General features: G+C 62.8%; 13 protein-coding genes. 8 read left to right on the forward strand and 5 right to left on the reverse strand.

Features of this window, described 5'->3' with window-relative positions; all coding sequences use genetic code 11:
* Positions 1–102: 102 nt before the first annotated feature.
* From ABD704_RS02740 to ABD704_RS02750, 3 genes are all read left to right on the forward strand, one after another.
* Complete coding sequence (locus ABD704_RS02740) at positions 103–285, forward strand: hypothetical protein (RefSeq protein ID WP_344698163.1); 183 nt, start codon at positions 103–105, stop codon at positions 283–285.
* A complete protein-coding gene (locus ABD704_RS02745) occupies positions 285–626 on the forward strand; it encodes a cell division protein ZapA (RefSeq protein WP_344698164.1) in 342 nt (113 codons plus the stop codon). Before ABD704_RS02740 ends, ABD704_RS02745 begins: the two co-directional genes overlap by 1 nt.
* Positions 627–840: 214 nt before the next feature.
* A complete protein-coding gene (locus tag ABD704_RS02750; RefSeq protein ID WP_344698165.1) occupies positions 841–1,413 on the forward strand; it encodes a 5-formyltetrahydrofolate cyclo-ligase in 573 nt (190 codons plus the stop codon).
* Here ABD704_RS02750 and ABD704_RS02755 read toward each other — a convergent pair.
* A complete protein-coding gene (locus tag ABD704_RS02755) occupies positions 1,410–1,799 on the reverse strand; it encodes a hypothetical protein (protein WP_344698166.1) in 390 nt (129 codons plus the stop codon). The genes ABD704_RS02750 and ABD704_RS02755 overlap by 4 nt on opposite strands.
* Before the next feature lie 52 nt (positions 1,800–1,851).
* Here ABD704_RS02755 and ABD704_RS02760 point away from each other — a divergent pair, with 52 nt between their 5' ends.
* From ABD704_RS02760 to ABD704_RS02775, 4 genes are all read left to right on the forward strand, one after another.
* On the forward strand, positions 1,852–3,486 hold the full coding sequence (locus ABD704_RS02760; RefSeq protein WP_344698167.1) for a tryptophan halogenase family protein: 1,635 nt from the start codon (positions 1,852–1,854) through the stop codon (positions 3,484–3,486).
* A gap of 178 nt (positions 3,487–3,664) precedes the next feature.
* Complete coding sequence (locus ABD704_RS02765; protein ID WP_344698168.1) at positions 3,665–6,841, forward strand: TonB-dependent receptor; 3,177 nt, start codon at positions 3,665–3,667, stop codon at positions 6,839–6,841.
* Positions 6,842–6,908: 67 nt separating this feature from the next.
* The gene (locus ABD704_RS02770) at positions 6,909–7,592 is read left to right on the forward strand and encodes a DUF6445 family protein (RefSeq protein WP_344698169.1); all 684 of its coding nucleotides are present in this window, start codon (positions 6,909–6,911) and stop codon (positions 7,590–7,592) included.
* A gap of 11 nt (positions 7,593–7,603) precedes the next feature.
* The gene (locus tag ABD704_RS02775; RefSeq protein ID WP_344698170.1) at positions 7,604–9,424 is read left to right on the forward strand and encodes a family 43 glycosylhydrolase; all 1,821 of its coding nucleotides are present in this window, start codon (positions 7,604–7,606) and stop codon (positions 9,422–9,424) included.
* On the opposite strand, the gene ABD704_RS02780 is transcribed toward ABD704_RS02775, so the two are convergent.
* Complete coding sequence (locus ABD704_RS02780; RefSeq protein WP_344698171.1) at positions 9,421–10,689, reverse strand: glucoamylase family protein; 1,269 nt, start codon at positions 10,687–10,689, stop codon at positions 9,421–9,423. The genes ABD704_RS02775 and ABD704_RS02780 overlap by 4 nt on opposite strands.
* A gap of 161 nt (positions 10,690–10,850) precedes the next feature.
* Positions 10,851–11,843, reverse strand: a complete 993-nt coding sequence (locus ABD704_RS02785) for a LacI family DNA-binding transcriptional regulator (RefSeq protein WP_344698172.1) — start codon at positions 11,841–11,843, stop codon at positions 10,851–10,853.
* 157 nt (positions 11,844–12,000) lie between these two features.
* Here ABD704_RS02785 and ABD704_RS02790 point away from each other — a divergent pair, with 157 nt between their 5' ends.
* A complete protein-coding gene (locus ABD704_RS02790; protein ID WP_344698173.1) occupies positions 12,001–14,289 on the forward strand; it encodes a glycoside hydrolase family 3 N-terminal domain-containing protein in 2,289 nt (762 codons plus the stop codon).
* Here ABD704_RS02790 and ABD704_RS02795 read toward each other — a convergent pair.
* On the reverse strand, positions 14,242–15,588 hold the full coding sequence (locus tag ABD704_RS02795; protein WP_344698174.1) for an MFS transporter: 1,347 nt from the start codon (positions 15,586–15,588) through the stop codon (positions 14,242–14,244). The two genes, ABD704_RS02790 and ABD704_RS02795, sit on opposite strands and share 48 nt — an antisense overlap.
* On the reverse strand, positions 15,585–17,921 hold the full coding sequence (locus ABD704_RS02800) for a glycoside hydrolase family 31 protein (protein ID WP_344698175.1): 2,337 nt from the start codon (positions 17,919–17,921) through the stop codon (positions 15,585–15,587). The genes ABD704_RS02795 and ABD704_RS02800 overlap by 4 nt, the downstream gene beginning before the upstream one ends.
* Positions 17,922–17,937 lie beyond the last annotated feature (16 nt).

The raw sequence follows: 17,937 nt of genomic DNA on the forward strand, positions 1-17,937 counted from the left end.
AGTCCGGACGGCGATGCGGCCCCATTAGCCGCCCTGCCCGCCGCGTCAAATCGCGCCGGGGAAGCTTGCCCGCAGTTGCCAACTTGCATAAGCCCAATCCCAATGGATGACAGTGAACTTACATCGGCGCTGGAGCGGGCCGACCAGGCGCTTCAGCGGATCCAGCGCGCGTTGGCTAACCGGCAGCCTGCGGCGCCCGTGTCGGCAGGGGACGACAAGCTACGGGCCCGGGTGCGCGAAGTGGTAGAGGAGCTCGACGAGCTGATCCGCGAGGCTGCAGCCTGATGGCCGCGCTGGTGGACGTTTCGATCGCCGGGCGGTCATACCAGGTCGCCTGCCGCGAGGGCGAAGAGGAAAATCTTCGCGCCGCTGCAAAGCTGGTGGACGGCAAGAGCCGTGAAGCGCTGGCCGGGCTCGGCACCTTGTCCGAGACACGGCAATTTCTGTTCGCTGCGCTGCTGCTAGCGGACCAGCTGATCGACAAGGATCCGGACGACCCCGCCGTATCGGTTTCGCCCTCGCTCCCCGCCGGGCCAGATCCGGCGGTCGTCAATCGCGCCGTATCGCTTGCCGACCGGCTCGAGTCGATTGCGGACGCACTTGAGCGCGAGGCTCCGAACCCCTAGATATGACAATGACGGGCACTACCCGGTGCGAGCCTTCGGAAAATCCCTGAGGCGATTAAATCCACTTGGGAGCTGACCCTGCTCCAGACCCTGGTTTGGAGCACTCGGTGCCCACCTGACGTTTTGGCGTCAGAGGATTTTAGGGCAAACGGCCATGGTGGTCCCGTCACCTCCCTTCCCGCCCGGTCCGCCGCCGATGCACGCCGGACCTGAGATGGACCCGCTTTCCAAGGAAGCGCTTCGCCGCACCGCGCTCGACGCGCGCAAGGCCTATGTCCGGACACTTAGCGATGGCCAAAAGACGCAGCTCGAAGAGCGGCTTGCGCATCATCTGACATCCTTATGCGCTGGTGCCACGGTCGTTGGCGGCTATGCGCCGCTCGGCTCCGAGATCAGCCCGCAGCTGGCGATCGAGGAGGCGCGTGCCGTCGGGCGGATCGTCGCGTTCCCGGCGTTCGACCATCCCGCAAAGCCGTTCAAGTTCCGCGCCGGCGATCCTTTGGCTCCCGGGCCGTTCGGGATCATGCAGCCAAAGCCGAGAGCGCCAGTGGTCGAGCCGGACCTAATCTTTGTGCCGCTGGTTGCGATCGATGGCTGCGGCACCAGGCTTGGGCGGGGCAAAGGCCACTACGACCGCGCTTTGGTGCGGCTGCGGAAGAGTGGCGCGCGCCTGATCGGCGTCGGCTGGGCGCTGCAGCGGCTGGTCGATACCATTCCCGCCGACGAGTGGGACATTCCCCTCGACGGTTTCGCGTCGCCGGAGGGCGTTGAGTTGTTCGTCCGCTAGTTCGCGCGGCGATACGGGACGAAGTCGCCGAGGATGCAGCTATTTCCCGGAATGTGTGTGAAATTGTCGAAGGAGCGCACGCGGTCGCCACGGCAATAGGATGATCCGATCGATTCGGTAACCAGCGTGTAGGTGGCGTTCAGACTGCACTGGCCCGCGAGGCGATTGAGCCAAATGGTGCGGCCCCTGCCATAGAGAAGTGCATGAGGGTCGCTCTGCGATACGCGCATTGCTTCGGTGGGCTGGATCAGGACGCAGCGCTCGGGCGGTCCCGCCGTTCGACCCGCCAGGCTCAAGGCCGAAGACTGCGCTGCAACGTCACCGGCCTGGATTGCGCAGGATCCGACGACGAAGGCCGCAACGGGGATCGAGACGAGCGCGCGCATAGGGGCAATCTACTTCATTTTCGCCCGCCGTCACACTTCGGCCTTGTCGCAAATGGATCAGGCTGGTGTAAGCGGCGCGGTTTCGAAGGCTCGGGAGGAAAGTTTGGCGGCTGCGGACCAACCCGTACGCAAGGTGACGATCGTCGGTGGCGGCACGGCCGGCTGGATGACCGCCGCGGTGCTTTCACAATGGCTTAGCAAGGTCGAGATCACCCTGGTCGAGTCGGACGAGATCGGCACGATCGGCGTCGGCGAAGCGACCATTCCGCACATCCGCAATTTTCTCGCGCTCGCGGGCATCGACGCGCTCAAGATGATCAGCGAGAGCAAGGCCAGCTTCAAGCTCGGGATCGAGTTCGTGAACTGGGGCGCCGACGGTGAGCGATACATCCATGGCTTCGGCAAGATCGGCCGCGACATGTTGTGGCTACATCCGCACCAATTGTGGCTCGCCGCGAAGGCCCGCGTTCCGGAAAAGGTTCTGTCGTTCGACCATTATTCGATCAACTGCGTCGCGTGTCACAAGAACAAGTTCGCCTTCCCGGATACCCGCAACCGCAATTCGCCCGTGGCGGACATGGAATATGCCTATCATTTCGATGCGTCGCTGTTCGCCCGGTATCTGAGGAGCGAATGCGAGACTCGCGGGGTCAAGCGCGTCGAAGGCCGGATCAATGAGGTCATCCAAAACCCGGAAACCGGCTTTGTCGAAAAGGTCCGACTGACCGACGGACGTGAAGTCGAAGGCGACTTGTTCGTCGACTGCTCCGGCATGCGCGCGCTTCTGATCGGAGATGCGCTCGGGATCGGCTACGACAATTGGAACAAGTGGCTGTTGTGCGACCGCGCCCAGGCGGTGCCGTGCGCCAGCGTTTCGCCGATCACGCCCTACACCCGATCGACGGCGAAGAAGGCCGGCTGGCAATGGCGAATTCCGCTGCAGCATCGCATCGGCAACGGCTACGTCTATTCATCCGACCTGATCAGCGACGAAGAGGTGGCGGAAAGCCTGCTACGTGACCTCGACGGGGAAGCGATGGCCGACCCGCGCCCGGTGCGCTTTGCGCCCGGCCGTCGCCTGAAGTCGTGGGAAAAGAATGTCATCGCGATCGGACTGTCTTCGGGTTTCCTGGAGCCGCTGGAATCGACCAGCATCCATCTCATTCAAACCGGCATTCACCGGCTGCTCGCCATGTTCCCGGCGATCGGTTTCAATCGGGCGGATATCGACGAGTACAACCGGCAGGCGCGCTACGAATATGAGGACGTGCGCGACTTCATCATCGCCCACTACAAAGTGACGCGCAGATCGGGCGATCCCTTCTGGGATCATGTGCGGGAAATGGACGTCCCGGACAGCCTCAACGAGCGCTTCGACCTGTTCCGTTCATCGGGCCGTTTCTTCAAGCATGGCGCCGCGGAATTGTTCGCCGAAGAAAGCTGGGTCCAGGTGTTGCTCGGCCAGGGTTTCGAGATGCATGCCGACCCAGTGACGGAGTTCGTGGGCGACGAAGATCTTGTGGGATTCCTGCAAGATCTTGCGGACACGATCGAGGAAGTCGCCGACGGCTTGTCGGACCATGGCGAACTGCTGCGGCAGTTGCCTTCAAGCACCCCACCGACGGAGGTGGCGTCGTCGCCACAGGTCAGCTTCAAGATCAGTTACGATCGCGCCAACGCAAGCTGAAGCAGGTTGGATTTCCGGTCGTGACATGAAAGCCACAATGGTGGCGAATTCCGCTGCGGCGTTACCTCCAGTGTAATTGACTAAGCGCGATTGAAAGCGTTTTTAAAGCGACAAAGAGCTAATTGGCCATCTGTTGATGTAACCGGTTACATATTCACCACCTGGGGAGAGGGGCGAAGTGAGCACCATTGAGCGCAAGCGGCAGCTTGCATCTGGCATTTCCGTTATCGCTATCGCGGCGTCGCTGACCATCGCGTCGCCCGCGCTTGCTCAGTCGGAACTTTCGAATGTCCAGGGCCACGTAGACGGCGCGCCGGCGGGGACGCAGGTGGTCGCAGTCGATGCTAACACTGGCCAACGGTCGGTCGGTCGCGTTGATGCCTCCGGCAATTACGTCATCCTCGGCGTGCGGCCGTCGACGTATACCATCTCGGTCGAAGGTCGCCCTGCGCAGACGACGTCGGTTCTCGTCGGTCAGACGGTCACCGTCGATTTCGTGAAGGAAGCGGCGGCTCCAACGGGGCCTAACGGCAGCATCGTCATCACCGGCCGCCGCCGGGCCGCGCCGGTGCAGGCGCAAACGGTGGCGACGAACGTGTCACCTGCTCAGATCGAGAACCTTCCTCAGAACCAGCGCAACTTCCTGTCATTCGCGAACCTAGCTCCGGGTGTGCAGGTTGCTGCCGGCGGGACCGCGCAGATCCAGGCCGGCGCTATCGCGTCGAACTATGTAAACGTCCTGCTCGACGGCATGAGCTTCAAGAACCCGATCAACCATGGTGGCGTATTCGGGCAGAATTTCGGTCTCGGTAATCCATTCCCCCAAATTGCCATCCAAGAGTACCAGGTCCAGACGCAGAATTTCGGCGCCGAGACCGGGCAGGCTGGGTCGGCTCTCCTGACGGCGATCACCAAAACGGGCGGAAATAAATTCTTCGGCTCAGCCTTCATCGAATGGCAGCCTAAGGCGTTCATCTCGAAGCCTAATTGCACTAAGGGTGGTGGCCCCTTCGACCCCCTCACCAAGTGTGCGAAGCAGGACTACGACCGGAAGCAGTTCGGCGGAGAACTTGGCGGGCCGATCATCCCTGGCAGGGTTTCATTCTATCTCGCCGGCGAAGGAACGATCGAGACTCTTCCGGGCAGCGTCGGCAGGTTGGCGACGGGTCCAGGCGGAGCGCCCATCTTCCCAACGAACGTTCTAAGTCAGATCGTGGGCACGCCCCGCAACTTCGACTTCAAGCAAGGGCTCTATTTCGGCAAGCTGACCTTTACTCCAAGCGACACGGAGACGGTCAACCTGATGGGCTACGTGCGCCGCGAGAACAATCTCAGCGACGTCGATGCGGTAGCCGCGCCGAGTCATGGCCGCACAATCCTGACACATCAAACGCGTCTCCAGGTACAATGGCGGCACAGCTCGGGCGATTTTCTGAACCTCTTCAATTTCGCCTACGATAAGGCAACGCAGTCCACGCCGCCCGTGACTAACGGCGATCAATTCGTCCTCACAAACGCTCCGTGCAGCGACGCACCGACTTGCGCCGCGTGGAATTTCGCTCCCGGTCAAACGAATGGAACCGTTGATTGCGCAGGTTGCATCGACGGCGGGTTCGCATACCTCGGCTCGCACTTCTTCCAGCAGGGAGATGACCAGAAGGGCTTCCTCTTCCGTGACGACGCTACGTGGCGGCGCGGTCAGCACACCATCAAGTTTGGAGGTCAACTGAACTTCATTCAGTTGAATCGTACGATCTTCAATTACACGAATCCGAGCTTCTACTATTTCAACCCAGGGCCAACCGGGAATTTCGATCAACTAACGCAGCAGCCGGAAGCTGCGCGGATATCGACCGGCGCCAACCCATTCCTTGACGCGCATGACGTTCAGGCGGGCCTTTATGTTCAGGACGAGTGGAAACCTGACGAGCACTGGACGATCAATGCCGGTATTCGTTGGGACTATGAGACGAACGCCAACAATAATGATTATGTGACCCCGGCCTCGGTTGCGGCGGCCCTACGCGCCTACCCGGGATGGGCGGCGCGCGGCATCAACCCCGAAGACTATATCTCGAACGGCCACAACCGCCCGGTATATTCCAAAGAGTTTCAGCCGCGGCTTGGTCTGTCCTACGACGTTCATGGCGACCGTGATCTCGTGATCTTCGGCGGCGCGGGCCGCTATTACGATCGCAGCTTGTTCATCGAGGGCGCGATCGAGAAGATCACCAACGCTAATTATCGCACACAGGTCACCTTCTGCGCGCCCGGTACAGTGCCTCCTCCAGGGGGTAACGGATCATCGGTAGCGAACTGCGCCGCGTGGAATCCCGCTTATTTCACCAATCCTGAGCTACTGCGCAGCTTGGCCGCATCGCAAGGCATTGGAAATGATGTCTGGGTTTTGCCGAACAAGATAAAGCCGCCATATTCAGACCAGTTTGACATCGGCGTCCGGAAGCGTTTCGGCGACATCACGGGCACGCTGACCTTCTCGCACATCCGTTCGCGCAACCTGTTCATGTTCACGCGCGCGAACTTCTTTGAGAATGGCTGGTACACGCGTTTTGTCACTCGTGATGCGGCAGGCAACGTAACGGGCTGCACCAACGGCGGCGATGCATGGATCCAGGATAGCATCCCCGGCGGCTTGACCAACGGTGACGGGTCTCCGGTACCGACCAGCATCTGCGCCGCGCAAAACGGACAGCTCCCCGGATTTAACGGTAAGCTGAATCGCGGTGCCGACAACGGGAAAGCCGATTACAACGCTATCTACGTGCAGTTTGAAAAGCCGTTCACCGACACCGCGACTTGGGGCTTCACGACTGCGTTTACCTATCAGCGCGCACGCACCAACGTCGCGCAGGAGCTGAACAGCGACGAATTCTACAACGGGACGGGCTTCGGCGTATACGGGACCACCTATGTGAATGGTGTTCCGAAGTGGCGTTGGGTCTCTTCAGCGATCTACCGTGCGCCGTTCGACATCATCCTGTCCGGGCAGCTCACGCTTGATCGCGGTCCGGCGTTCGGCCACATGAACGCGCCTTGGAATGGCGGCCCCGCCGCGCCTGACGGCGCTTGCTGCTACGGCAACCTCGGCGGTGTTTACTTCCCCAAACAAAAGATTGGTTACAAGCGGCTCGATCTGCGCGTCGCCAAAGCGTTCAAGACCCCGTGGGGCCACGAACTTACGGTCGACTTCGAGACCTTTAACGTGTTCAATTGGGTGAACCGTAACTACACCTCGTGGGACGCCGGTGGCGGAACCCCGGCGCCGCGCACTGACAACTTCACGCTCAGCAACGACCAGCGTTCGTTCCAGGTCGGTTTGAAGTACAAGTTCTAAGCTTATCGATATCGATTTCTGGGAGGGGGATGGCAACGTCCCCCTCCCTTTTTGTTAGGGACGCCCGGTGAAACCCGAGCTTCGACGTTTTGGCAAGGAAGAGAGCCCGGTCGTCATCATCGACGATTTCAGCGGCCGCGCCGACGAGATCGTAAGGCTGGCCGATGCGCTGGCACCCTTTCCGAGCGAAACCGACAGCTACTATCCGGGTGTCCGGCGCATGATCGAGGAGAAAGAAGCGGAGGCTTTCGCTTGTGTGCGCTCCATCTGCCGCGACGCGAGCCCATTCATCGCGGGCGCCTTCGATGTCGAGGGTTTCGATTTACTGCGCGCAAGCTTCTCAATTGTCTCGACCGCTCCCGACCGTTTGAGCCCGGTGCAACGAGCGCCCCATTTCGACTCCACGGACCAGAAGTATTTTGCGCTGCTTCATTACCTGCGTGTCCCGGCGGGATCCGGCACCGCATTTTACCGGCAGCGCGAAACCGCCATCGAGCGCGTTACCGACCGTAACCTGCCCCAGTTCGTGATGACCGCCGAGCGCGATGCGGCGATGTTGGGGAGTTCAGGGTATATCCAGGGCTCCAATGCCTTCTTCGAGCAGATCGGCGCGGTCGAAGGCGTTCCCGACCGGCTCGTCATCTACCAGGGCAGCCTGCTTCATTCCGGCATCATTCCGCCGGGCATGACCTTCAGCGCGGACCCGCGCGAGGGCCGGCTGACCTGCAACATCTTCGTACGCGGCCATTGAAAGGACCTGCCATGCGTAACCGCCGAGTCTTAGTGGCGCTTGCCGCCCTTTTCGCCAGCACGCCCCTGGCCGCACAGCAGCGCACCTATGCCAATCCGATGGACGTCGATTACCGCTACAATTTCGAGCAGATCAACGACGGTGCTTCGTACCGGACCGGCGCCGATCCGGTGGTCGTCAATCACAAGGGCACCTATTACCTCTTTCAGACGCTGGCGGACGGCTATTGGCGCTCGACCGACCTCATCCACTGGACCTTCGTCACGCCGAGCCGCTGGCCGATGCAGAGCATCGTCGCGCCCGCCGTCTGGTCCGACGGGAAGGAGATCGTCATCGAGCCGTCGATGATGCAGCCGGGCGCAATCCTTTCGAGCACGGAGCCGGACACCGGCAAGCTCGATTTCTGGGTTCGCAAGATGCCCAACATGGAAGGCCAGGTCGACAAGGACCCGTCACTGATGAAGCCCGGAGAGCTTCCGCCGGGACCGTGGGACCCGGCCCTGTTCAAGGACGATGACGGCCAGTGGTATCTCTACTGGGGCTCATCGAACATCTTTCCCATGTACGGCCAGAAGATCGGCTTTGCGGACGGCAAGATGACCTATCAGACGCGCGCCGAGCCGATGCTGAAGCTGCATCCAGACGTGCATGGCTGGGAGCGCTTCGGGCAGGACCATTGCGCCTGCTGGCAGCCGGGCAAGCCGAGCCCCTCCTACATGGAGGGCGCGTGGATGACGAAGCACGGCGGCCGCTACTATCTGCAGTACGGCGCGCCGGGGACGGAGTTCAACGTCTACGCCAACGGCACTTACGTCGGGGACTCCCCGCTCGGGCCGTTCAAATATGCGCCTTACAACCCCGTGGCTTATCGGCCGGGCGGGTTCGCGGAAGGCGCGGGTCACGGTTCCACCTTCCGCGACAATGCCGGGAATTACTGGAACACGGGCACCAGCTGGATTGGATACAATTGGGGCATGGAGCGCCGGATCGTCATGCATCCGGCCAAGTTCTACGCCGACGGCCAGTTCGCCGCGTCGACGCGGTTCGGCGACTTCCCGCATTATGTGCCGACGACGAAGTTCGACGATCCCGACAGCCTGTTCACCGGCTGGATGCTGCTGTCGTACCGCAAGCCGATCGTCGCTTCGTCCACGAGGCCGGGCTTCGGCACTGCGTCGGTCACGGACGAAGATCCGCGCACCTTCTGGGTTGCGGCGTCCAACTCGCCAGGCGTGACGCTTACGTTGGACCTTGGCGCGGTGAAGACGGTGCGCGCGGTGCAGGTGAACTTCACCGACTACAAGTCAGGTCGGTTCGCAGATGCGCCGGATATCTACACGGAGTTCGAACTCCAGCAGTCGCTGGATGGCCGGACGTGGCAACCGCTCGCCCGCACCGAGCCCCTGCGCCGCGATCGGACCAATGCTTATTTTGAGCTTCCGCAACCTGCCCACGCGCGCTTCATCCGCTATGTGCACGGTCATGTCGGCGCCGCGAACTTGGCGATCAGCGACATTCGCGTGTTCGGCAATGCGGGTGGCGCTGCGCCGCTGACACCGGGAAGCATCTCGGCGTCACGCCACCAGGACAAGCGCGACGCTACGATCCGCTGGGCCAAGGTGCCGGGCGCGGTCGGTTACAATATCCGCTTCGGAGTCCGTCCCGACCGGCTGACGCTAACGCACCAGCTTTGGGCAGACGAGCTTGGCAACGGTGCGACGCTGCAGAAGGAGCTGCGTTCGCTCAACGTCGGCGTTCCTTATTGGGTGGCGATCGAGGCCTTCAACGAGAGCGGCGTGTCGAATCTGAGCCGCGTCTTCCCCATCCGCTAGCCGAGCCAGCCGCCGGTGAAGCCGGCGCGCTGCAGGCCGAGCCGGATTGCAGGCACGCGGCACATGTACCGCCAGACGAAATCATCCCGATAGTTCGCGGCCTGCAGGAGGATCGGGCCCTGGTCGATACCGAGATAATCGCGCGCGACCCAGCCGAACTTTGGATCGACGGACCCGGTGACGAGGGGAACATCGCCATAAGTAAAGCTTGGGTTGAAGCTGTCGATAAAGCCGTACTTCTGGAAGATGCGGCTACCATGGTCTTTCAACAGTGCTTCCGCGCAGGGGATCACGATCTCAGGCGCGAAGGGTAGCGAGCCCAAAGCGGCAGTCGGCGCGATCGTGCCGTCGTCGCGGCCCTCGGGCTCCGACAGCGGCCCGCGCGCGGAGTAGCCCCAGAACTCGCGGGTTCGCCCTTTGTAGGTGAGGAACTTGTAGGCGGGGCCGTCGCAGGCGGACAGGCCCCACACGCGGTCTGAATAACCCTCCCACTGCATCGGGTTCGCGCTGCACCAGGCGCGGTTGGCGTAGGTCGCGCGGCGGCTATTCTCGAAATAATCGAAACCGGTCTCGCGCATAGGCACGTCCAAAATGCCGCGGAAGTCGATCCAAATGTGGCTGTACTGGTGACCGAACAATGGGCCGAACCCAAGGTGCCGCGTTGGCCCCTCGCCTCGCCAAAGTGGCGGATATTTAGCCGTCCATTCGCCCCAGACGGCCGCAGGCACGGAATGCACCGGTGCACCCAACGCCAGGACGTTGACGAACATCCCCTCGTTGTAACCGGTCCAATTGGCCTCGAGCAGTGGCTGACCCGGATGCCAGCCCATCGAGATCGCGGTGCGGCCGTCGGAACGGAAGAAGTTCCAGTCGGCGCGCGCATAGATGTCGTTGGCGAGCTCGCGGATTTCGCTTTCGCCGGGATCGTCGCGGTCGAAATATTGACCGGCGAACAGGATGCCCATGAGCAGGATCGTCGTGTCGACGCTGGATAGCTCGACGTCGCGGTGCCGAAGGCCCGTTTCCATGTTGAGGAAGTGGTAGAAGAAGCCCTTGTAGCCGGCTCTGCCCGTCGCTTCGGGACCCTGCGGCGCGTTCCAGAAGAAGCGCAGAGTCGTCAGCGTCAGGTCGCGTGCGTCCGCTCGTGTGCACCAGCCGCGCTCGACGCCGATCCCGTAAGCGGTCAGCGCGAAACCAACCGACGCGATGCTCGAGAAGGGCGGACTGGGCCAACGATCAGGGACGAGCCCGTTTTTGCGGTTCACTGTGTCCCAGAACCAGGAGAAGGTGCGCTTTTCGATATCCTCATAAAATGCGGGGAGGCTTCGCGCAGATGGCTGGAGCGCGGTCGTGGCACAGCCCGGAAGCGCCGCCCCCGCTAGAAGCAGCGACGACCCTCTGAGCAATTCTCGCCGATGGAATTCTATCATTTTGCCACTTTCGGATCGGTGGTGCGCCGAATGACGAGTTCCGGCGCGTGAAGCTCGTCTCCGCCGGCATCTTCCTCGACAAGAGCGTTGAGCAAACGAGCGAGCGCCCGCTCGCCGAGCTCGGATATGCGAACGCTGACTGTGGTCAGGCCAAGGTGCCGGGCGAGCGGAATATCATCAAAGCCTGCGATCGCGACCTTTCCCGGCACGTCGACGCGCGCTTCGTTCAGCGCCTGCAGCGCTCCGATCGCCATATTGTCGTTGGCCGCGAAAATAGCGTCGAAGCGGTGCCCCTTGGCGAGCAAGTCCTTGACGACCGCCTCGCCTGACTCCTCCTCGAAGTCGCCCTGCGCAATCACATGGTCGAGGCCGTTTGCCTTGGCTGCTTCGACGAAAGCCTCGGCGCGCTCCTCGGCATCTATGTTGCCCCTTGGACCGGCGATATGGACTAGGTGCTTGCGGCCGCCCGCCGCGAAATGCTCTACAACGGCTCGGACGCCGGCGCGATTGTCGAGATGGAGCGCAGGCCGCCCGCCACGTTCGTCTCGCGTGTTGATCAACACCGCCGGGATCCCCGACGGCAGGGTTGCCGAAAGTTCCGCTTCGCGAAGATGAGGCGCCATCACCAGCAGCCCGTCTACCCTACCCCGCATGGCGGAAAGCGCCAGCGCCGCCTGCTCGCCACCGCGATGAAGGTTCGACAGCAGGAGCAAATAGCCGCTGCGGCTCGCCTCACGATCAAGGCCGCGCACCAACTCCGAAAAGAACTCGCCGTGGAGGTCGGGTAGGACGACGCCGATCGCGTTGGTGCGTGAGAGACTTAGGCTCCGTGCGCCCGCATGCGGCACATAGCCAAGCTCCCGCACCGCATCGCTGACACGCGTCCTTGTCAGATCGCTTACATTATCGAGGCCATTTAGCGCCCGCGACACCGTCGCAACGGAAACTTGCGCTAGCCGTGCCACATCTCGGATCGTCGCGTCGGGCATTCCAATCCTTATCAGCCGGAACTGCTGCAGAAGTCACGACTAGCCAAAGTAAAAGGCGATTGCGCAGTTCATGTAACCGGTTACATAGATGGTCAAGCACAGCCCAAGATTTGTGCTATGCAATCAAATGCTCGGGTTCGCGACTGGAGGGGAGTTGATGTTCGATACGCGTATTTCGCGCCGGGCCGCCCTTATGGGTGCTGGTGCGGTCGCTGCGTGGCTGGCCAGTCCAGCGCGCGCGCTTCTTCAAGCGGTCGGCAAAGTGAACGTTCCCACGTTCGTCGATGCTCTTATCGCGCGCATGACCCTGGAGGAGAAGGCTGGCCAGCTCAGCCTCATGGCTTCGGCCTGGGGTGGTGGTGCGGCACTTTCGCTCAACCCGGCGAGCGCCGGACCGAACTTCCAGCAGCAGGTCGACGAAGCGCGCCAGGGTCAATTGACCGGCGTGTTCAACGGCAACGGCGCGACCATGGCGCGAATCCTGCAGACCGCCGCGGTCAAGGATTCGCGGATGAAGATTCCGCTGATCTTCGCCGCTGACGTCATCCACGGCCATCGCACCATCTTCCCGGTTCCCCTCGCCGAAGTCGCGAGCTTCGAGCCTGACTTGGCCCGCCGCACGGCCGAGGCCGCTGCGTTCGAGGCTGCCGGCGCAGGCATCGACTGGACCTTCTCGCCGATGGTCGACGTCGCCCGCGACCAGCGCTGGGGCCGCGGGGTTGAAGGCGGCGGCGAGGATGTCCTCCTCGGCAGGCTCTTCGCAGCTGCGCGTGTGCAGGGCTTCCAGGGCAGCGACCTAAAGTCGACCGAGCGCATGCTCGCCTGCATCAAGCATTTCGCTGCCTACGGCGCGGCAGAATCGGGACTCGACTACAACACCGTCGACATCTCGGAAGAGCGCCTGCGCGAGGTATATTTGCAGCCGTACAAGGCCGGCTTCGATGCCGGCGCGCTATCCGCCATGGCCTCGTTCAACGAGATCAACGGCATTCCGTCCACCGGCAGCAAGTGGCTTCAGACGCAACTGCTACGCGGCGAATGGGGCTTCGAAGGCTTCGTCGTGTCCGACTACACCGGCGACGAAGAGATGATCGCGCACGGCTATGCCAAGGACGGCCGCGATGCCGCCCGCATCGCCTTCCTCGCCGGCGTCGACATGAGCATGCAGAGCGGGCTCTATCGCAAATATCTGCCCGACCTCGTCCGCAGCGGCGCCGTGCCGCAGTCGGCGCTCGACACGTCCGTCCGGCGCGTTCTCGCGCTCAAGGCCATGCTCGGCCTGTTCGAGGATCCGTTCCGCCGCATCGACGTGAAGCGCGAAACTGCGCGCTCGCTGCTGCCCAAGACGCGCGCCCTTGCTCGCGAGTCTGGCCGCAAGTCGATCGTGCTTCTCAAGAACGAAAGCGACCTGTTGCCCCTGCCCCGTTCGGGAAAGAAGATCGCGCTGATCGGTCCCTTCGCCAGCGGACAGCACGATCTGGTCGGCCCGTGGGTGGTCTATGGCGACGACGCGAAGGCGATTGACCTCGCGACCGGCGTGCGTTCGCAAATTGCTGACAAGAATGGCCTCATTATTGAACAGGGTTCGGGTGTCGAAGAGCCACTCGGCGGCGGGATCGAGAAAGCAGTCGCCGCCGCGCGGGCTGCTGACGTCGTGGTGCTCGCCATTGGCGAATCGCAGGGCATGTCGGGCGAAGCGCAATCGCGAACCGAGATCGTCGTCCCAGCACCGCAACAGGCGCTGGCCGAGGCGGTCGCGGCGGTCGGCAAGCCTGTCGTCGTCGTGCTCAAACATGGGCGCGCACTGGCGCTCGAGGGAGCTGTGGCGAACGCGCCGGCGATCCTTGCAACCTGGTTCCTCGGTACCGAGACCGGCAATTCAATCGCCGATGTCCTGTTCGGCGCTTACAGCCCGTCGGGCCGTTTGCCCGCGAGCTTTCCGCGCCGCTCCGGCCAGGAGCCATATTATTACGCGCACAAGTCGACCGGCCGGCCCAACCCGCCGGGTCCGCTGGAAGCCTACAAGGCGCATTTCCGCGGCATCCCGAACAGCGCGCTATATTCGTTCGGTCACGGCCTGACCTACGGCAAAATCGAATATTCGGGGCTGAAGCTCAGCAATCCGGCGCTCACCATGGCCGGGTCGATTGAGGTCAGCGCGACGGTCACTAACCGCGGGCGACGGGCGGCTGAAGAGGTCGTCCAGCTCTATGTTCACCAGCGCACTGGCAGCGTTACTCGCCCGGTCCGTGAACTGAAGGCGTTCCGCAAGATCGCGCTGGCGCCCGGTCAGTCCGAGACGGTCCGCTTCACGCTTCGATCGGTCGACCTAGCTTTCTACGCCAAAGGCAGCCGGCCGACGGTCGAGCCGGGCACCTTTGTTGCGTGGATCGCGCCGTCAGCCGAGAGCGACGGAGTCAGCGGGACTTTCGAACTCACGGCCTAGCCGACGGCGATCCCGTCCCAACGGGTTGAGCGCCATCGCGACGCAGGACAAGGCAAGGAACGCCAGCGGGACGAGCGCGACCGTTTCGCGCATCCGACTGAGCATGTCGGCGCTTTGGTGCACGTTGGGGACGTAGCCCGCCGACGCAAAGCTCCAGCCCAGGATCGCCGTCGCAATGCCGATCGCGATGCGCTGAAGCAGCGCGGCCAGTCCAAACACCGCGCCCTCGACGTGCACGCCCGTTTCCCGCTCGCCATATTCGATCGTGTTGGGGAGCATCGCCCAGAACACGAAATTGAGCCCAACGATCATCACCTGCATGCCAACCAGGAACAACTGCATCGATCTGACTCCATCCAAGCTGACGGCCGCAAAGACAATGAGCCCGACTATCCCCAGGCCCGCAGCGATGAGCCACAAGGCTCGCAGGCCAACGTAGCGGCCGAGCAACATCCACAGCGGGATGGCAGTGCCGCTGACCAGCCCCATCGACGCCAGCGCGAGCTGGCCGGCATCGGGGTTCTCCAACAGATATTTGAAATAATAGAGCACCGACTTGTTGAGCACGGTGATGGCGACGATCATCGCCATCATGGCCGCATTGAGCGCCACAAAGGCACGGTTGCCGGCAAGGCTTAGCAGCGCCGTCTTGAGGGTTCCCGGCGGCGGTCGCTGCGGCTCCGCGGTCTCGCGATAAGTCGCGCCTACGAGGATCAAGATTCCCGCAGCGATTACGGCAAATAGGATGGCCGCGCCGAAATAGGCCTCGGCTGCTGTCGATCCTGTCAGCCAATGGCCAACAGGGACGGTGCAGAGAGCGACCGTCACGGCCGCGGCAGTTCCGAACAACATTCGCATGCCGGCGATGAAGGCGCGGTCGCCGCTGTCGGCACTGATCCGCGCAGTCATTGCCAGGTAAGGCACGTTGACCCCGGCATAGGCGGTACGAAACAGCAAGTGCGCGACGAAGACGATGGCGATGGCCCAGGTGCCGCTGGCCGGCGGGGGCATATAGGTGAGCATGAAGGCCAGGCTAAGCGGCACAGCGCCCACGATGAGCAGTCGTCCGTAGGGGAAGGAAACACGCCGACGATCGACGAGGATGCCGACGATGAAATTGGCGACGCCATCCCAGATCGACGCGACCATGTAGGTCGTAGCCGCGACTCCGATCGGGAGATTCAGCGCATCCGTATAGTAGAATAGCAGGAAGAGCATGATGCTCTGCCAGAAGAGATTGAACGCGAAATCACCGAACGCGAACAGCAACAGCCGCGCCTTGGATGGGCGAGCGATCACTGGAGCGTGATCGTTGCCGCGCGGGGCTGATCGGTGATCGTGCGGGTGATCGGGGTTGGGGTGTGCACGGTAACTGCAATCTGCTTCCACCAGGGTCTGAAACTGCCCCTACGCGCCGCGAAGTGCAAAGCGATCCCCCTGGTGGTCATCGTGCAGCTGATCGCCTGGCGCAGGCTTGGCCCTGAGATGCTCACCCCGTCGTCGAAGAAGAGCTCGCCGCTGCAATCTTCGCCCGGATAAATGTCGAGTTGAAGCGCGCCCTTAGGCGTCTCCGTGGTGCTCTGGATGAGCGGCTGCTTCGCGATGATCGCACCGGGGCGTACGAAAACGGGCAGTCGATCGAGCGTCGGCGTCTCTTTGATCTTCTGGGCGGTAAGCTGGGCGCCGGTCCAATAATCGTACCACCCGTTCGCCGGCAGGCAGATATCGTACGCCCTAGCTGAATCGGGTTGCGGCGATGCGGCGACAAGGAGGTCGCGGCCGACCGTGAACGCCATCGACTGATTGCACGGTGCGGCCGCCATCTGCGGATAGTCGTAGAAGGTTGGACGCATGACCGGGTCGCCAGTTCGCGCACTCTGCTCTCCAACCGCGTAGAGATACGGGAGAAGGCGGTAGCGCTCCTCGATGAAGCGGCGGCGGATTGCGAGATGGTCGGGTCCGTCTACCCACGGTTCGGCGCGCGGCGCATCGTTGGCTGCGTGAGCGCGGAAGATGGGGGTAAAGGCGCCAATCTCGAACCAGCGGGTCGCCAGCTCGGGGCTCGCGCCGCCGATGAAGCCGGGAATGTCGGCCCCGGACCAGGGGACACCGGACAAGCCGAGAGTCAGCATCTGCTGCACCGCCAGCTTGAGATGATCCCAAGTCGAGCTGTTGTCCCCCGTCCATGTCACCGCATATTTCTGGCCGCCGGCAAAAGTGGCGCGGGTCATGACGAACGGCCTGACGTTCGGGCGCAACCTGAGCAGCCCCTCATAGGTCGCGCGGCTGTTCTCCATGCCAAAGACATTGTGCACCTCCGCGTGGGTCGCGGTGCGTGGCGCGAAGCCGTTGCCGTCGATGCGATGGACGGTGTCGAGCGGCATGGTCTTGGTCGGGGTTTCGAAGATCGCCGGCTCGTTCATGTCGTTCCAGAAGCCGGCGACGCCGTCGTCGGTCAGCTTCTTGTAGAGACTGCCCCACCAGGCGCGGCTCGCGGTGCGGGTGAAGTCGGGGAATACCGAAGGGCCCGGCCACACCGGCGCTACATATGTGGTGCCGCCCGGTTTCTTCAGGAAATGATCGCCCGCCGCCCCGCTGTCGTAGGGTGCATAGCCCTGGTCCGGGGCGTAGGCGACATGGAGGTCGGTGATCGCGACCAGCTTGATGCCCTGCGCGCCGACCTCCCGCACCAGCCCCTTAATGTCCGAATAGGTCGTCCTGTTGGTCGAGAACGGCCGGTTGCGGTCCTGATAGTCGATGTCGAGCCAAATGACGTCGGCAGGGATGCGATCGCTGCGGAGGCGCGTGGCGATCTGCCTGACCTCGTCCGCGCTCATGTAGCTGTAGCGCGATTGCTGGAAGCCGAGCGACCAGAGCGGCGGCAGCGGCGCCTTGCCGGTGAGGTCGCTGTATCGCCTCACCACATCGCGTACCGCCGGCCCGGCGATGATGTAATAATCGATCGGCCCGCCTTCAGATCCGATCTCGATCGTCTTCGCGTCGCGATGACCGAAGTCGAACCAGCTACGCCAGCTGTTGTCGAGGAACAGGCCGTAGGCGCCTCCTGCCCTGCCGCTCGCGATGTAAAAGGGTATCGACTTGTAGACCGGGTCGGTATCGCGCTGGAAACCCCAGGCGTCGGTGGTCCAATCGACGAAGCTCTCCCCACGGCGGTCGAAATTGCCCGTCTTGTCGCCCAGCGCAAAGATGTGCTCGCCAGCGCTGAGCGCCTTGCGCAGCGCAAAGCCTTTGCCGTCGAAACGCAATGCGTCGGAGGCGTCAGCGATGATCGGCCGGCCCTGCAGGTCGCTGACGCTGAGCTGCATGGTTTGCGGGTTCAGCGCGACCGCCAGAGAGCGTGTTGTGAATCCGTTCGCCGTCGGGCTTACGGGCACCGACCGGCGCCGCTCTGCTTCCGCTACGGCCCAGCTCGCGTCCTCCGGCAGCGCGCCGCGGCCAACGCGTATGCGCAGGATGTTGTCTGTAATTGCGATCACGCGGATCTGAGTCGAGCCGTCGCGAAGCTCGGCTCCGCCGGCGACCGGGGATATCGTGCCTTGCGCCGTCGCAACGGCGTGCAGTGACGAGGAGATCAACGCAGCGGCGAGCGCACGGCGGAGGCGAGGAGTCATCCGGCGACGTTAGCCG

This window comes from Sphingomonas limnosediminicola (assembly GCF_039537965.1).
GTDB lineage: Bacteria > Pseudomonadota > Alphaproteobacteria > Sphingomonadales > Sphingomonadaceae > Sphingomicrobium > Sphingomicrobium limnosediminicola.

Coding starts and splice junctions, on each gene's coding strand:
- ABD704_RS02755 (WP_344698166.1), bottom strand. CDS start 1,799: ATGCGCGCGCTCGTCTCGATCCCCGTTGCGGCCTTCGTCGTCGGATCC.
- ABD704_RS02760 (WP_344698167.1), top strand. CDS start 1,852: ATGGATCAGGCTGGTGTAAGCGGCGCGGTTTCGAAGGCTCGGGAGGAA.
- ABD704_RS02740 (WP_344698163.1), top strand. CDS start 103: ATGGATGACAGTGAACTTACATCGGCGCTGGAGCGGGCCGACCAGGCG.
- ABD704_RS02800 (WP_344698175.1), bottom strand. CDS start 17,921: ATGACTCCTCGCCTCCGCCGTGCGCTCGCCGCTGCGTTGATCTCCTCG.
- ABD704_RS02750 (WP_344698165.1), top strand. CDS start 841: ATGGACCCGCTTTCCAAGGAAGCGCTTCGCCGCACCGCGCTCGACGCG.
- ABD704_RS02785 (WP_344698172.1), bottom strand. CDS start 11,843: ATGCCCGACGCGACGATCCGAGATGTGGCACGGCTAGCGCAAGTTTCC.
- ABD704_RS02775 (WP_344698170.1), top strand. CDS start 7,604: ATGCGTAACCGCCGAGTCTTAGTGGCGCTTGCCGCCCTTTTCGCCAGC.
- ABD704_RS02745 (WP_344698164.1), top strand. CDS start 285: ATGGCCGCGCTGGTGGACGTTTCGATCGCCGGGCGGTCATACCAGGTC.
- ABD704_RS02790 (WP_344698173.1), top strand. CDS start 12,001: ATGTTCGATACGCGTATTTCGCGCCGGGCCGCCCTTATGGGTGCTGGT.